Annotated in this window: 17 protein-coding genes; 3 read left to right on the top strand and 14 right to left on the bottom strand. The window is 28.6% G+C overall.

Annotated features, from left to right (window positions below):
* Positions 1-270 precede the first annotated feature (270 nt).
* From ACYUEX_RS02125 to ACYUEX_RS02115, 3 genes are read left to right on the top strand one after another with little or no spacing between them, the layout of a single operon-like run.
* Entirely contained in the window at positions 271-687 is a 417-nt protein-coding gene (locus ACYUEX_RS02125) for a hypothetical protein (RefSeq protein ID WP_460286354.1), read from the top strand.
* Positions 688-700: 13 nt separating this feature from the next.
* A complete protein-coding gene (locus tag ACYUEX_RS02120; RefSeq protein WP_460286353.1) occupies positions 701-901 on the top strand; it encodes a helix-turn-helix transcriptional regulator in 201 nt (66 codons plus the stop codon).
* Positions 902-960: 59 nt separating this feature from the next.
* The gene (locus ACYUEX_RS02115) at positions 961-1,176 is read left to right on the top strand and encodes a hypothetical protein (RefSeq protein ID WP_460286352.1); all 216 of its coding nucleotides are present in this window, start codon (positions 961-963) and stop codon (positions 1,174-1,176) included.
* Between the two features lie 62 nt (positions 1,177-1,238).
* Here ACYUEX_RS02115 and ACYUEX_RS02110 read toward each other — a convergent pair whose 3' ends face one another.
* The 14 genes from ACYUEX_RS02110 to ACYUEX_RS02045 all read right to left on the bottom strand — a co-directional run bounded on the left by ACYUEX_RS02110 (position 1,239) and on the right by ACYUEX_RS02045 (position 13,870).
* A complete protein-coding gene (locus ACYUEX_RS02110) occupies positions 1,239-1,832 on the bottom strand; it encodes a protein kinase (protein ID WP_460286351.1) in 594 nt (197 codons plus the stop codon).
* A gap of 86 nt (positions 1,833-1,918) precedes the next feature.
* Positions 1,919-2,941 (bottom strand): LacI family DNA-binding transcriptional regulator, encoded by a 1,023-nt coding sequence (locus ACYUEX_RS02105; protein ID WP_460286350.1) that lies wholly within the window; start codon positions 2,939-2,941, stop codon positions 1,919-1,921.
* A gap of 39 nt (positions 2,942-2,980) precedes the next feature.
* Positions 2,981-4,987 (bottom strand): heparinase II/III family protein, encoded by a 2,007-nt coding sequence (locus ACYUEX_RS02100; RefSeq protein ID WP_460286349.1) that lies wholly within the window; start codon positions 4,985-4,987, stop codon positions 2,981-2,983.
* A 147-nt stretch (positions 4,988-5,134) separates the two neighbouring features.
* Positions 5,135-6,154 (bottom strand): sugar kinase, encoded by a 1,020-nt coding sequence (locus ACYUEX_RS02095; protein WP_460286348.1) that lies wholly within the window; start codon positions 6,152-6,154, stop codon positions 5,135-5,137.
* Positions 6,155-6,165: 11 nt separating this feature from the next.
* Positions 6,166-6,798 carry a bifunctional 2-keto-4-hydroxyglutarate aldolase/2-keto-3-deoxy-6-phosphogluconate aldolase gene (locus ACYUEX_RS02090; RefSeq protein ID WP_460286347.1) on the bottom strand — a complete coding sequence of 211 codons (633 nt, stop codon included), beginning with the start codon at positions 6,796-6,798 and terminating at the stop codon, positions 6,166-6,168.
* Entirely contained in the window at positions 6,795-7,574 is a 780-nt protein-coding gene (kduD, locus tag ACYUEX_RS02085; protein WP_411170036.1) for a 2-dehydro-3-deoxy-D-gluconate 5-dehydrogenase KduD, read from the bottom strand. The genes ACYUEX_RS02090 and kduD overlap by 4 nt, the downstream gene beginning before the upstream one ends.
* Before the next feature lie 16 nt (positions 7,575-7,590).
* Complete coding sequence (locus ACYUEX_RS02080) at positions 7,591-7,866, bottom strand: preprotein translocase subunit YajC (RefSeq protein WP_411170035.1); 276 nt, start codon at positions 7,864-7,866, stop codon at positions 7,591-7,593.
* Positions 7,867-7,868: 2 nt separating this feature from the next.
* The gene (locus ACYUEX_RS02075) at positions 7,869-8,282 is read right to left on the bottom strand and encodes a PTS sugar transporter subunit IIA (RefSeq protein WP_460286346.1); all 414 of its coding nucleotides are present in this window, start codon (positions 8,280-8,282) and stop codon (positions 7,869-7,871) included.
* 96 nt (positions 8,283-8,378) lie between these two features.
* Positions 8,379-9,191: a PTS system mannose/fructose/sorbose family transporter subunit IID gene (locus ACYUEX_RS02070; RefSeq protein ID WP_411170033.1), complete on the bottom strand. Its 813-nt coding sequence runs from the start codon at positions 9,189-9,191 to the stop codon at positions 8,379-8,381.
* On the bottom strand, positions 9,181-9,972 hold the full coding sequence (locus ACYUEX_RS02065; protein ID WP_460286345.1) for a PTS mannose/fructose/sorbose/N-acetylgalactosamine transporter subunit IIC: 792 nt from the start codon (positions 9,970-9,972) through the stop codon (positions 9,181-9,183). Before ACYUEX_RS02065 ends, ACYUEX_RS02070 begins: the two co-directional genes overlap by 11 nt.
* Positions 9,973-10,043: 71 nt before the next feature.
* Positions 10,044-10,535 (bottom strand): PTS sugar transporter subunit IIB, encoded by a 492-nt coding sequence (locus ACYUEX_RS02060; RefSeq protein ID WP_411170031.1) that lies wholly within the window; start codon positions 10,533-10,535, stop codon positions 10,044-10,046.
* 17 nt (positions 10,536-10,552) lie between these two features.
* Positions 10,553-11,743 carry a glycoside hydrolase family 88 protein gene (locus ACYUEX_RS02055; RefSeq protein ID WP_460286344.1) on the bottom strand — a complete coding sequence of 397 codons (1,191 nt, stop codon included), beginning with the start codon at positions 11,741-11,743 and terminating at the stop codon, positions 10,553-10,555.
* Between the two features lie 485 nt (positions 11,744-12,228).
* Complete coding sequence (locus ACYUEX_RS02050; protein WP_460286343.1) at positions 12,229-13,062, bottom strand: cysteine ABC transporter substrate-binding protein; 834 nt, start codon at positions 13,060-13,062, stop codon at positions 12,229-12,231.
* Positions 13,063-13,123: 61 nt separating this feature from the next.
* Complete coding sequence (locus ACYUEX_RS02045; protein ID WP_460286342.1) at positions 13,124-13,870, bottom strand: amino acid ABC transporter ATP-binding protein; 747 nt, start codon at positions 13,868-13,870, stop codon at positions 13,124-13,126.
* Positions 13,871-13,876: the final 6 nt, after the last annotated feature.

Below are 13,876 nucleotides of genomic sequence, written 5' to 3'. Positions count from 1 at the left end.
AATAACATTTTTTACTAAATAATAATTATTATTATATTTATATTATCATTATACCACTTTCACCATATTTTTCAATATATTTTTCCTTATATGTACTCATAATTAATTTTTTTCAAGTCAAACATATCAAGAAAAAATATAATGTATCAATTTTTTATATTCATGTATTGATATAACAAATTAATTCTTGACACTCTATTTAATATAATATAATATGAAGTTAACTTCACATGAAGTAAACTTCATATCATACTGTTAGGAGTGATTTGTTTGAAAAATAAATTTACAGAACTTTACTTATTCTCATTACTTATTCTTACGATGGGTTTTTTTGAGATAATTTTTAATTATTCTAAAACTAATAATATGAAAGAATTTTATTTTGGTATTATAAAATTATTAATAGGAGTAGGTTTTTTAGTTTTTTCTATAACTTCTCACATTAAATTTAATACTAATAAAAAACAGTTGGAAAGAGAGATGTCAAAAGAGTACGATGAGAGAGATGATTTAATAGACGGAAAGGCTTCACACTTTACTATGAAAATTTTAATGATTGTGATTATCCTTATGATGTTTCTTTCAAAGTGGATTATACTTTCAATGAATACTGCTTTATTTATAATTATAATATTTTGCATGATTACTAACATATTAGCTAAAAAATATTATAATTACTTCCTTTAATTAGGAGAAGGTTATGAAAAATAGAATAAAAGAATTACGTTTAGAACATGGAATAACACAACAAGAATTAGCTAATAAAGTATGTGTATCTTCAAGAACAATTATCTCTTTAGAAAAGCAACAATATAATCCATCTGTTTTACTAGCATATAAAATAGCTTCAGTGTTTAACCTAACAATTGAAGAAACTTTTATATTTGAAGATGATGACTAATTATAAAATAGTAAAATGTAAATAATAAAATAATATAACAATAAATGGAGGAAAATATTATGGAAATTGGAAAAATACTATTTATACTTTTTGGAGTAGTCTTGACATTATGGGGTATATATAGAATGAAAAATGATGATGCATTCATAGGAAAAACTCAAACGAAAAAGAACATTTTTAATTTTTTCTTATTAGGGGAAGCTTCTGGAATAGGGCAATTGTTAGGTGGTATTATATGCATAATCTTAGTAATTGTATCCTTTATAATTAAATAATTCTTAAAATAAAAGGAGTTAACTGTATCTTAAAGTTTAACTCCTTTTATTTATAAATTTTACTAAATTTCTAATTCACTATTTTGAGAATATTGATCAAATTTCTTTTCCCATTCTTCTGCCTTTTCAGAATCTATTTGTCTTATATCCTCCATAAAACTTTCTAATACACCTATTTTATAAAGACCTTTCATAAGATGTCTTGGGTAGTTAACTTTTCTTTTATAACATTGTTTTGGATCTATAACCATTACTTTATTATCATCTGTTATATATATATCTCTACACCTAGCATCTATTTTAGTAAATTTAAGTCTTTTAAATTCTTCTATCAAATTATATAAACCTTCTGCAATTTCATAATTAAAGCCTTTTTTCTTTATATAATGGTCTAATCTATGTCCTTCTACCTTATCTCTAACTATATAAAAATTTCCTGTACTATAAACTCTAGGAAAATATTTCGATCTACTTACTTTCTTCAGTATATCGCCTTCTTCTTTGCAGCACTTCACCTCTTGAAATATCTTTATAGCCTTATTACCAGGTAATTCATAAACTATACCATTATGACCTTCTCCAAGAAAAACAGCTCCTTTAAAAAGCTCTTCTGTTTCAGCATCAAAATCTGCTGAATAAGCATAAGTCCTAGCCATAATAACCCCTCTCTTATAATCCTATATTATTATAGTATTATAAAGAGTTTTTTATTAGAACTAATATAATATGTAATCAGATTATATTAATCTGCTTTAAGATTAGTTGATTCAGCCCAATTTATACTACACTTAAAAATTTCAGATTCTTGTATTTGATCGCTTTCTTCTATCATTTCAATTAATAACTTAGTAGCGTATTTACCTTCTTCGTAGGTTGGCTGATATATAGTTGTTACTGAAGGTGTAGCATATAAAGTCCAGTCCCAATCGTCAAAACCAATTATCCCAACTTTATTTGGAACATCCCAGCCTTTAATATTAATAGCTCTGAAAACTTTTTGTAAGGTTTTCCCATTCGTTGCAAAAACCAAAGTTTTTTTATTGTTATCAACTTTGCTTGATAATATATCTGCTATCGCTTCACATGTTGTATCTTCCTCAATAACTTCTATATGATTTTTTCTTTTTAGTTTATCTACAGCATCTTTGAAACCATTTTTTCTTTCTAGTCTTGCGATAAGTAAGTTTGGATCTTCTGTTACTAAAATAAAATCATCATATCCCTTTTGAGCTAGACTAATTATTGCCTCATAAGTTATATCATAATTATTAGTTTTTACCCACTTCCCTTTATAATCTGACTTTACACTATCTAGAAAAACAAGATTTTTCCCTTTTTCTCCAATTAATTTTGATAATTCATCAAAATTAACACTAGGTTGAACTATAAAACCATCTACTCCCATATCTAACATTCTTTTTATATATTTCTCTTCATGAGAATACCTTAAACTACTACTACCAACAATAATTTGATAACCTTTTTTTCTAGCAACATCATCAATCCCCTTAACTATATTATTACTAAATGGATTAGTGATATCCGCAACAACAACACCTATTAAATTAGATTTTTTTGATTTTAAACTTCTAGCCATAATATTAGGGCTATAGTTTGTTTCTTCTATAACTTGTTCAATTCTCCTTCTCGTATCAGGAGACATCTTTTCAAATTTTCCATTTAAATAAAATGATATTGTAGTCTTAGATGTGTTAGCTTTTTTAGCAATATCGTTTATTGTTAGTTTGCCGTTTTTATTCCCCACCTATATTCCTCCTTAAAAATTTTCATAATTCAACTTTATTTATCCCTTTAGAAAAATTGTTTTATGTCTACCATTTATCTTATGAATAACTACTCCCTTCCCATACACAGGAATATCTTCATAAAAATAAACTTTTCCTCCCTTATAAGTTTCTTTATTAAATATAATAACTACATAGCTTTCATTATATCCCACTTCTATTTCTTTAACTATTGCTACATCATCACTAATCTTATTTTTATTATTAAATTGTCTTATCTCTGCATCCTTTACTACTATTTCTCTATTATTTTCTTCTCCTACAATGACATCATAATTAATCAATTTATCTATAAAATTAGTTTCAGTAACTAACTTATTACTATTATTAATTTCATTATATTTTTTAGAAATTATGCTTTTCTTAATACTGTACTTATCAATATTATAATTATATACATTAATAATTGTATCATCATTTTTACATTTAATATAGCTATCTTTCTCTTGAATAATAACATTATTATCAAAATTATAATAATTTTTACATACATGGTTTCCCTTGCATCTTATATCATTTACTATAACCCATATATTTTTTGATATAATCATAACTTTCCTTATCACAGTATAAGGTGTACCATCTTTTAATTCAGCTAAATAAGGTAATTCAGCATATGCCACTTCTTCTTTTTCTCTAAAGTAATTTTTTAGTACATCAGCATATAAATCATATCCCCATGATTTATTAGGAATAGCAAAAGGCATATCATCTATAACAGAAACATTATGTGCTTTAGCTGATTTTAAATACTCTCTAATTGGATCTTCTTCTACATAAGTGTACCTTCCTGCATCTATCATAAAAGGCTTGCCCTTATAATAAATTGAAAAATGGCCTAAGTCTGAATGACCATGTCCGCTCCCTAATGTTCCATTTTGAATATAAGTAAAGCTAGCATCATTTTCAAAACTACTTCTTATATAAATATTACCTGAATCTTCAAAGGATTTATTTAAATTAGTAATTTCTTTCTCTGCTAAATTTAAATATTTTCTATTATAATCATATCCTAAAAGAAAAATACTACTTAAATCCATTTTTTCAAAGGCATTTTTCTTTAGCTCCCCATCATTAAATATAGTAGCTGCTTTTACTAATACATCTCTAATATTAGTTCTATCACTATCCCCTTGAGCTTCTTGATGGCTATTAGGACCTCCACAATACATTAAATACTTTGCCATAGAATGTACTTTATTTTTAAATTCTTCCTTTAAGTCAAATTTGAATACTTCACTCATATAAATTACTTTAATACAACAATTAAGTACTTCTACATGATACATAACTGATTGCTCCCAGTGTGAACCATCATCAAATACTTGAATATCAATTTGCTTATATAACTCATCTAGTGCCCAATCAAATAAATCATTGCTAATAAAATTATCAAGACAGAAATATGAAATTACTATAGAAGTAGTTTGAAGCACTCCCCAATTGCTTAGTATATATTTATCTATATAAGAATCTTTTAAATAATTAAGTTGTTCCACAATACTTAAAACTATTTTTAGTATTTCATCATCATTTATTTTATCTTCGTTTATTAAATGTATTAATGTGTACATCCAACTTAAACACCTTATACCTGTATCTATTGTTCTTGTAGTTTTTCCTTCTTTAATCTCATTATTATCTATCCAATTCATAATTAGATCTTTACATTTGTTTATGTATATATCATTATTTTCAACATAATAGGCAACTATTAATTTATGAATGTATTCATGTCTATTTAACATAAATGTCCATTCTTCATCTCCATTAGGAGTATAATTCCAATCCAGTTTTCTATTTACATATGGTGTTTTACATTGCTCCATATCCCAAGCTTCATCAAAGATAAAGGAATTATTCAGTAATAAATTAGCGCCTTTTAAGGTTTCCTTGTAACTATCTTTACATTGATTTTTTATATAATTAACTACATTTTCCTTTTCATATAATACCATATATTTTTTTACTTTTATTTTTAATTTTTCTACATTATTACTATCCATTTCAATCTATTCCCCCTTACATAATAATAGAAAATAAGGATTTGAGCATAACCCAAATCCCTATTCTACTTTTTTGATCCTATAGATCATGCTTTTTATTTTATTTTATTTAAAATTTAATTTGGAGTTCAAATTAAATTTTATAGCTTATCTATTTACACTACCTAAGTTCTTATTATTCATAAGATCTAGTACTTCACTTTCAGTTGAAATACCTACATCCCCAATTTGAGTTTGTTTTAATACAGCTGTAGCCACACCAAACTCTATTACTTCATTAAGATCTGCGCATTTATCACTACACATTTTCTTGATTATTCCTGCAGCGAAGGCATCTCCACCACCAATTCTTGATATCATACTAAAATCATATTTTGATGATCTATATAAATTTTCTCCATCAAACAACATTCCCATTAATGTGTGATAATTATACGGAGTTCCTGTGCGTAATGTAGTTACTACGTTCTTTACTCCTAGTTCATCCGTCATATACTTAAAGTTTTCAATGAAAATTTCATCTGAAATCTCTTCACTCGCAGCATCAAAAACACTATAACTACTTGTATCTTTATTTAACCATCCAAAACATAAGTAACTATCCTTTACTATAGGCTTTACAATATCTACAAACTCTTTATAGCTTTTAAATAATGTAGCTCTATAATTTAAGTCTATACTAATCTTAATATCTCTCTTTTTAGCTTCATCTATTAATTTAGTAACAGCATTAATAACTTTATCACCTAACGTAAAAGTTATTCCTGAAATATGTATAACTTCTACATCTTTTAAAACACTATCAACATCTATGTCTTCATATTCTAATTCTGTAATAGCAGAATTCTTTCTATCATAAATAACTTTTGCTCTTCTTGCAGAGCATCCTTCTTCATAATAATATAGACCTAATCTATTACCTTTTGTAACAATATGATTGCAATCTACATCATTAGCTTTAAGAAAAGCTTTTGCAGCATTTCCAATTTCATTTCCAGGTAAAGCTGTTAATATTCTGGTTTTTACTCCTAGGTTACTTAGTCCAACAGCTACGTTAGCTTCTGCACCACCAAAATATAAATTAAAGCTATTAGTTTGAATTATTTTCAAATTATTAGGAGGCGTTAATCTTAATAATACTTCACCTAATACTAAAATATTTTTCATTTTTTCCTCCACTAATTTTTTATTTCATCAATACGCTCTATATATTTTCTTGTTTCCTTTTCAATAATTACTGGATCCTTTAAATTTACTATAGAACTTCCTATACTAATTATATCGCATCCATTAGAAACCCATTCAGACATATTATCATAGCTTATTCCACCTGAAACCATAATTCCAATTCCTTTTATAGGTGCTTTTATATCCTTTATTATTGAAGGTTTAAAAGCTGATCCTGGGAATAGCTTAACTATATCTGAACCATATTCTCTTGCCTCAACCACTTCTCTAACACTAAAGCATCCTGGTATATATGGTATCCCATATCTATTACATATTATAGATGTTTCTCTATTAAAGCTTGGACTTACTATAAATTTAGCTCCAGCAAGGATTGCTATTCTTGCTGTTTCTGAATCTAATACTGTTCCAGCACCTATGATTGCATCCTCTTTATTATTCTTAGATAATTCTGCAATTACCTCATTTGCATTTGGGATTGTAAATGTTACTTCTACAACATTACATCCACCTTTTATTGCTGCATTAGCAATAGATACTCCTTCTTCTTTTGTATCAGTTCTAAGCACTAATACAAATGCATCTTTTATTAATCCATTTAAAATTTTAACTTTATTTATCATCTTACTAACCATCCACCATCAACAGCCAAGACATGTCCATTGACATAGTCTGAAGCCTTACTTGCTAAAAATACTACTGTTCCCATTAAGTCAGAAACTTCTCCCCATCTATTTGCTGGGATTCTATCTAAAATTTCTTTATTTCTATTTTCATCAGCCCTAATCGGTGCTGTATTAGCCGTCTTAATATATCCTGGTGCTATAGCATTTATTTGAACGTTATGTTCTGCTAACTCATTAGCAAATGCTTTAGTTATTCCTGCTACTCCATGTTTACTTGCAGTATAAGGTGGTACGAATTTTCCACCTTGGAAGGATAACATTGATGCGATATTTATTATTTTACCACTCTTTTGCTCTACCATTACTTTGGCTACTTTTTGTGATAGATAATAAACAGCATTTAAATTAATATTCATAACTGCATCCCAATCTTCTGACTTATACTCTAATAGAGGTGATCTTCTTATTGTTCCTGCATTATTTACTAAAATATCGATTTTACCATATTCTTTTAAACAAGATTCTACAACCTCATTTCTAAACTCACCATTTGTTAAGTCTCCTTTTATAAATACTATCTTTCTTCCTAAAGCTTCAACATTCTTTTTAACTTCTTGAATATTATCATCAAATGTAGTTACAAATAAATTTGCTCCAGCAGTAGCTAAAGCTTCTGCATAAGCCATACCTATACCAGTATTTCCACCTGTTACAATAGCTACCTTTCCATCTAAATCAAAAAAATCTAACGAAAAGTTATTGCTTAGACTCATATTGCCCAACTCCTTACTATTTTAAAGTTCCCATTATGCTTGCTTTATCTATTTCAATCTCTACATTATTATCTACTTCTAATTTTACTATGTTACCATGGATACCTTTTATAGTCCCATAAATTCCTGATATAGTAACTACTTTATCTTTTACTTTTATGGTATTAAGATATTCGTCTCTTAAAGTTTCTTGCTTTTTTATTTTCTTCTTATTTATTATTGGTGTAATTAAGGAAATCATAACTGGATAAGCTGCAAAAAAAACTATCAACGCTAATAATTTATCGCTCATTATTAATCCATTAAATCCTTTCTACACATAACAGATGCCATATCGCTAACCCCTGAAACAGCTGCATCAATTATTTTTCTAGTATCATCTCCTGATGGAATAACTATAGTATTCATTACTATTTCAAGAATACAAGCTACTGAAACTCCACCTACTACATATTGATTTTCTGAAGCTTCATTTAATAATATTTCTCTAGACGTTATTTGGAATGGAGCCCCACCTGTTATATCTGCAAAAATTATTAAATCATTATTTTTTTCTACATAGTCTTTTATCATAATTTTAAAATCTTCATGATTTAATTCTTCATTTAAATTTATTGCATCAACGCCTTCATCTACACCTGTTAAAAGCTTAATTGCAGATTTAATTCCTGTTGCATATTCTCCGTGTCCTACTACTAAAATTTTCATTACTCATCCTCCTGTTGTGATTCCTACTAATTCTAAAAATAATGATCCAAGTATTCTAGGAATAATGGATCATCATTTTTATAATTCTAAACTTTATTACGCTAATACTTTCAGTACAGATCCTAAAACACCTATAACTATTGTTAAACCAACTAATTGATAAGTTGTCCATTTACGTTTCTTTATTAAGTAAAATACAAGTATTGTATATAAAGCTGGTAATAATGCTGGCGCTATCTTATCTAACATTTCTTGAATAGATACTACTTTTTCTTTACCATCTGGCATTGCAGCTACATATTTGTAAGCAATGTTTATCTTTGTAAATGATACAGCAAGTCCTGATATAACTGTTACACCTATCATACTAGCAACAGATGATATTTGAGCCATTTTTTCACTTAATGTATCTATAATGCTTGTACCTAATTTGTATCCATAGTAACCTGTTAATAACTTAATAGTTAATAGTATTGCATTCATTGCAACAAAGAATAGTATTGGTCCTGCAATCATTCCATCCTGTGCTAAACCAGCTGCAATTGTTGAGAATAAAGGTGCTAAACAGAATTGTGAAAGTGAATCTCCAATTCCTGCTAAAGGTCCCATTAGAGCAAGCTTTATAGATCTAGCTTCTTTTGGAGTTCTTCCTGAATCAAGCATTACTAAATGCAGACTTGTTATAAATGGTAAGAAGTGTGGATTAGAGTTGAAGAATTCAACGTTTTCACTTAAAGCTTCCTTTAATCCTTCTTCATTATTTTTATATATTTTCTTTAAAGCTGGATATAAAACATTTGCATATCCTAAACCTTGGTAATTTCCGTAGTTAAATCCATTTTGTAAGTAAAAAGCTCTTAGAGAAGCTCTCATATAATCGCTTTGTTTTAAAACTCTTTTAGATTCCATCTTCAAATACTACCTCCTCATCGTCGTTGTTGCCAGAACCATTACTGTGTCCTTTTCTGAAGTATTCAAGAAGTGCAACTGTAGCACCTGCGAAAGCTACTCCCATAACTGGTAAGTTTAAGTATCCTATACATACGTATCCTAATAATACAAACGGTATTAATTCAACCTTAGCCATAACTGATAATATCATTGCAAATCCTATTGCTGGTAACATCTTACCTGCTACTGATAAACCATTTATTAACCAAGCTGGTATCATTTCTACAACAGCTTGTAATCCTGATGTACTAAATGCTCCTGCAAATCCAATGATAAATCCTACTATTGCAAGTATCCAAATTGTAGCATTAGCAGAAAATCTAAATTTCTTAAAGTTTCCTTGTTCTATTCCTTTGTTAGCAAATTGAGTTAATCCTGTTGCGAAAGTATAAGTTGCTGTTATTAAAAATTGGAATGCAACTGCGAATGGGAATGATAGAGCAAGTGCTGTACCTGGATCCATTCCTTGATCTTTCATTGTTATTGCCATTAATGTACCTATTATTCCTGGTCCCATTGGGTTTGGTGGCACTGTTCCACCTGCACCAACACCAAATCCCATGAAAGCTATTTCTGATACTGCTCCCATAGCTAATGCTGTTGGAATATCTCCTAAAATAATTCCTACTCCGAAAGATAAAATAATACAACGATTTGAATAAATTCCAAGTAACATACCTGATAGACAGAATGCAGTCCAAAGTCCAATCAAAGTACATTGAAGTAATGTAATTTCCATATTTATACCTCCATTTTTATTTATTTATTTATATACTTTACTAGAGTAAAGCATAGTTCACTTTGAAAATATTAGTCTAAGAATTTTGTAATATCTACTTGTAGTGCACCATCGTCACCTCTTGGTGTTGTCTTAGTGTTGAATTTTATACCATGTTTAACTGATAATTCTTTTAGTGCAGCCTTATCTTCTTTTCCTAAGAATATTGAACGAGTTACTTGTTGTTTACCTTCACAGTTGTGAATATTTCCAATGTTTATTTCTTTAACTGGCACTCCACCTGCGATAAGTTTTAATGCATCTGCTGGTGTCTTACATATTATAAATATTTTTTGTTGTGGTGATGCTTTATGAATAACGTCACATGTTTTTTGCACTGAGAAAAATCTCATAGCAATTGATTTTGATACTACTGTCTTCATTAAAGTTTGTTGAATTTTATCTTCGCTAGCTTCATCATTAGCAACTATTACAGTATTAACGCCTAATGCATTTAACCACATTTGTCCTTGTCCGTGTACTAGTCTTTCATCAATTCTCATCATTTCAATATTTACGCTCATTTTAATTTCTCCTTCTCTTACCAATATAAATTCCAGTCTTTATAAAATCTTATTAACGCTTCTAAGTAGTAGTAATCTCCCCATATGTTTCCTTCATCTACACCTTTTCCTGAATGCCATGAGTAAACTCCATGTAGTAATACTGGTTTTCCTTCTTGAACATCAGAATTAGTATAGTTTTCTATTAGTGATCTTAAAATATTATGCATTGCATATTTATATACTTCTTTATCACTATCTACTTCTGGAAGATATTTTCCCATTTCGTGCATTCCACAAACAGCTATTGCTGCTGCTGAAGAATCTTTTGAATGATTGTCTCCATCTCCAAATATTAAATCCCAATAACAAACGTTATCATTTGGTAATCTATTTAAGAAGTAGTTTGTCATTCCCTTATATAAATTGAAGCTGTGTGGGTTTTTAGCATTTCTATAGTTTAGTGGAATACCATATATTCCCCACGCTTGTCCTCTAGCCCAAGCTGAATCATTGCTATATCCTTGTCTTGTAACTCCTTTAACCGGTTTACCATCCTCCGGATTCATATAGAATGTATGGAATGCTGATGCATCATCTCTTATAACATTATTACAAGAAGTTACAAAATGTTTATCTGCCATTTCTCTGTACTTATTATCACCTGTTGTTTCAGATGCCCAGTAAAGTAAAGGTATATTTAATAAACAGTCTATTATGAATCTATAGTGGTCTTTACTTCCAAGGTCTCCCCAAGCTTGAATAAACTCACCTTTTTCTTGGTATCTTGAGATTAACTTATCTGCTGCCTTTATAGATGCTTCTTTAGCTACTTCTGATCCAGTTAATTTATATGCACTAACTGTTGAAAGTGAATAAAGAAATCCTAAATCGTGGTGATCTATTTCTATATTATTATCAACTCTATTTTTAAATGATAATACATTTTTCTCTGCTAATTTTCTATATTTTTCTTTTCCAGTATGTTCATAAGCTAACCATAGTAAACCTGTCCAAAAACCATCTGTCCACTCTATATTTTCTATAATTCCATATTTATTATCTTTAGTTGCTGATGATGGAAATTTTTCTTTAAAGTATTCCATGTTCGCATCAATTTGTTTTATAACGTTTTCTATTGCTTTTTCTACTTCTTCTTTTGTTAGAAGTTCTGTATTAAGAAACTCTTCTCTTTTCTTAATTTCTTCAACATTTATTTCTTTTATCATGACTTCCCCCGTAATAATTATCTTAGTTTGAATATCACTATTTTATACCTATAATTGAAAGTTAAATCTACATTTTGTAAACCGGTTTTATATTGTCGAAAATTATCCCATTCTTATAGCTGTCAACAAATCTAATCTCATAATTTCAACTTTTTTCTTCAACTAAATAGCATTCTATTTCATTTTTTTGGAATGAATCGAATTATTAACATCTTTATTATTAATAATCCCATCCTTGAGTCAAACTATTTAATTAGTTTGGTAAACTGGTTTACTTACTTTATATTTTTATTATACCTACTACTGAAAAGGTTGTCAACATTTTTTCTTAATATTTTTTTTAATTTTCTAAGTATTTTCTATAGTAAGTTTTCTTATTGATATGTTTAAAGAGACTCTTCTTGCAGAAGAGTCCCTTTAAAACAATTTATATATTTTTTTAAATTATATTAAATTATATTAAAAAGTATAATAATTAATTTAACTTAATTAGAACCAAAAATAACTGTTTCTGGTTTTACAGTATCCCCATAAGCCGGTACTAAAGTCTTATCAAATGCTTCTTTAAAGAATCCTTCTTTAATGAGATTATCTATCTCTTTGTTAATCCATTGTAATAACTCTTCATTTCCCTTTTTAACAGCCGGTGCAATTGTATCTTCTTCTCCTAGAGTTGAAATATACGTTGTAAACCCATTATTTTCTCTAGCCCAAGCAAATAATAAAGTATTGTCATGTGCTAAAGCAGCTCCTCTTCCGTCTTTTAATGCTGCAAAAGCCTCAGTATTGTGTTCAAATTTAACTAATTCAATATCAGGATAATTCTTTGTAAAGTAATTTTCTGCTGTTGTTCCTTTATTTACTATTAGTTTCTTACCCTTTAAATCATCTACTGATTTTATTGGATTTCCATCAGGTGAAACTACACCTAAAGCAACTTTCATATAAGGGCTCGCAAAATCTACTTTTTCTTTTCTTTCAGGTGTTACAGTAAAGTTAGCTAGTATTATATCTACCTTATTTGATTGTAAATATTCTACTCTATTTGCCGCTTCAACTAATACAAATTCAACTTTGCTTTCATCTCCTAATAAATCCTTAGCTATCCTTTTTCCTAAATAAACATCATATCCTTGATTTACTCCTTTTTCATCAACGAATCCAAATGGTGGTTTATCACTAAATACCCCAATTCTTACTTTACCAGCTTTCTTAATTTCATCTATTGCTGATTTACTTTCACCTTTTTTTGATCCACATCCAACTAATGCTCCTACTGCTATTACTAGTATTAAAATCAATGACAATATTTTTTTCATTTTATTTACCCCTTTCTTTTTATTATTTAGTGCTGTTATACATTTTCATCTAAAACAGCTATTATTTATACAAATCAAATGAAGCTAAAAAGCTTTTTGCTCTTTCTGTTTTTGGATTTGAAAAAAATTTTTCTGGAGAAGATATTTCTATGATATTACCTTCCTCCATAAAAACAATCTTATCTGCTATATTTTTTGCAAATTCTAATTCATGAGTAACTATAACCATAGTCATTCCATTTTGTGCTAATTCTAGTAAAACCCTCAAAACTTCTCTAACCATTTCCGGGTCTAACGCAGCTGTAACTTCATCAAAAAGTATTATTTCTGGATTCATACACAATGCTCTTACAATTGCTATCCTTTGTTTTTGACCACCTGATAACTCTCTAGGATAAGCATACTTTCTATTAAATAGTCCAATTCTATTTAACAGCTCATCTGCTTGTTTAATTACTTCTTCTTTCTCTCTTTTTTGAGCTTTAGTTGGTCCAAGTAAAATATTATTTATAACATTCATATGAGGAAATAATTCATAACTTTGAAAAACCATTCCTATAGTTCCTCTTACCTTTTCAAATTCTACCTCCTTCCCTAAAACTCCATAATTCTTTAAAATTATTTCTCCTTCATCTATATTTTCTAAGCCATTTAAACATCTTAAAAATGTGCTTTTACCACAACCTGAAGGTCCTAGAATAACTACTACTTCCCCCTTTTTAATTTCTAAGTCAACTCCCTTTAGAGCATTAATTTCTCCGTAGTTCTTCTTTATATTATTAACTTTAAGTAATATTTCTTCACTCATAAAATC

The organism is Clostridium sp. CTA-7, assembly GCF_054768095.1.
Note: the sequence above shows the minus strand (reverse complement) of the source record. Positions and strands in the feature narration are given on the sequence as shown.

Excerpts from the sequence above, each read along its gene's own strand:
- ACYUEX_RS02120 (WP_460286353.1), top strand. The coding sequence starts at position 701 with ATGAAAAATAGAATAAAAGAATTACGTTTAGAACATGGAATAACACAA.
- ACYUEX_RS02065 (WP_460286345.1), bottom strand. The coding sequence starts at position 9,972 with ATGGAAATTACATTACTTCAATGTACTTTGATTGGACTTTGGACTGCA.
- ACYUEX_RS02100 (WP_460286349.1), bottom strand. The coding sequence starts at position 4,987 with ATGGATAGTAATAATGTAGAAAAATTAAAAATAAAAGTAAAAAAATAT.
- ACYUEX_RS02060 (WP_411170031.1), bottom strand. The coding sequence starts at position 10,535 with ATGAGCGTAAATATTGAAATGATGAGAATTGATGAAAGACTAGTACAC.
- ACYUEX_RS02070 (WP_411170033.1), bottom strand. The coding sequence starts at position 9,191 with ATGGAATCTAAAAGAGTTTTAAAACAAAGCGATTATATGAGAGCTTCT.
- ACYUEX_RS02095 (WP_460286348.1), bottom strand. The coding sequence starts at position 6,154 with ATGAAAAATATTTTAGTATTAGGTGAAGTATTATTAAGATTAACGCCT.
- ACYUEX_RS02090 (WP_460286347.1), bottom strand. The coding sequence starts at position 6,798 with ATGATAAATAAAGTTAAAATTTTAAATGGATTAATAAAAGATGCATTT.
- ACYUEX_RS02075 (WP_460286346.1), bottom strand. The coding sequence starts at position 8,282 with ATGAAAATTTTAGTAGTAGGACACGGAGAATATGCAACAGGAATTAAA.
- ACYUEX_RS02115 (WP_460286352.1), top strand. The coding sequence starts at position 961 with ATGGAAATTGGAAAAATACTATTTATACTTTTTGGAGTAGTCTTGACA.
- ACYUEX_RS02045 (WP_460286342.1), bottom strand. The coding sequence starts at position 13,870 with ATGAGTGAAGAAATATTACTTAAAGTTAATAATATAAAGAAGAACTAC.
- kduD (WP_411170036.1), bottom strand. The coding sequence starts at position 7,574 with ATGAGTCTAAGCAATAACTTTTCGTTAGATTTTTTTGATTTAGATGGA.
- ACYUEX_RS02050 (WP_460286343.1), bottom strand. The coding sequence starts at position 13,062 with ATGAAAAAAATATTGTCATTGATTTTAATACTAGTAATAGCAGTAGGA.
- ACYUEX_RS02080 (WP_411170035.1), bottom strand. The coding sequence starts at position 7,866 with ATGAGCGATAAATTATTAGCGTTGATAGTTTTTTTTGCAGCTTATCCA.
- ACYUEX_RS02110 (WP_460286351.1), bottom strand. The coding sequence starts at position 1,832 with ATGGCTAGGACTTATGCTTATTCAGCAGATTTTGATGCTGAAACAGAA.
- ACYUEX_RS02055 (WP_460286344.1), bottom strand. The coding sequence starts at position 11,743 with ATGATAAAAGAAATAAATGTTGAAGAAATTAAGAAAAGAGAAGAGTTT.